The sequence below is a fragment of the Symbiopectobacterium sp. genome (assembly GCF_051710365.1).
GTDB lineage: Bacteria > Pseudomonadota > Gammaproteobacteria > Enterobacterales > Enterobacteriaceae > Symbiopectobacterium.
In genome coordinates this window covers 1-841 of sequence record NZ_JBPETA010000394.1, presented here as the reverse complement: position 1 = coordinate 841, position 841 = coordinate 1, and the positions used below count along the sequence as shown (strand labels likewise).

At 48.0% G+C, this 841-nt stretch carries 3 protein-coding genes; all 3 read left to right on the top strand.

Annotated features, from left to right (window positions below; genetic code table 11):
- The first annotated feature begins 150 nt into the window (after positions 1 to 150).
- Complete coding sequence (locus ACTBDZ_RS18230; RefSeq protein WP_438816323.1) at positions 151 to 336, top strand: hypothetical protein; 186 nt, start codon at positions 151 to 153, stop codon at positions 334 to 336.
- Positions 329 to 637: a hypothetical protein gene (locus ACTBDZ_RS18225; protein WP_438816322.1), complete on the top strand. Its 309-nt coding sequence runs from the start codon at positions 329 to 331 to the stop codon at positions 635 to 637. The genes ACTBDZ_RS18230 and ACTBDZ_RS18225 overlap by 8 nt, the downstream gene beginning before the upstream one ends.
- The coding region (locus ACTBDZ_RS18220; protein WP_438816321.1) for a recombinase RecT at positions 634 to 841 on the top strand (208 nt) is incomplete at its 3' end. The genes ACTBDZ_RS18225 and ACTBDZ_RS18220, both read left to right, overlap by 4 nt.

Genomic DNA, 841 nt, shown 5'->3' with positions numbered 1-841 from the left:
TCAGTATTGGTGACAGACCACCACAAGTATCCAACCTCAATTCTGTTCACAAGACCATCGTTGATGTTCTCGGCGAGCGATACCGTCGAATTTATTCTTAAAGTAGGTGCGGAATGACGGATACATCAATCCAAATCAAGGAAAGCCACGATGGAACTTGCTATCGCGGGCGCACCCATCGTGCGTCCTGAAATTAAATTTGACCCGATTCGGTCAATCGAACATCACCGCTCAAATATCGTCACGGGCCAGAGCTTCAAAAACAAAAGCTGGCTGCAACGGTTATTCGAGCAGCTTATTGCAACGGTTAATCAGAAGGGGAACCCCAATGCTTAATCCATCAAAGATACAGGCTATTCGCAAAATCATGGAAGAAATGCCGCCTGAAATAACAGAGGACTGTTACGTAGAGGCTGAGCAATTGGCGGAGAAGTCTATCGAAAGGTTTCGTGACTCGCTCAGAAAGCACTGGCCTGACACTTACACAGAGCAAGCCTGTGAATACATGGAAGATAGCGATATTGATTATCAGAAAGCCGAGAGTCAGCGAGTATTCGACGCCATTTTTCACCGTGTAAAGGTTGAGCGGGCATTTTGGATTTATGACAGGCAGAACAGCACGGAGGATGCAGCATGAGCACGGCATTAGCAACAATGGCTGGAAAACTGGCTGAACGCCTCGGCATGGCACCAGGCACCGAATTAATAAGCACCCTCAAGAATACGGCGTTCAAGGGTGGTGGCGTAACGGACGAGCAATTTACCGCCCTGCTTATTGTTGCCAACCAGTACGGACTCAACCCGTGGACAAAAGAAATTTATGCCTTTCCTGACAAGGGCG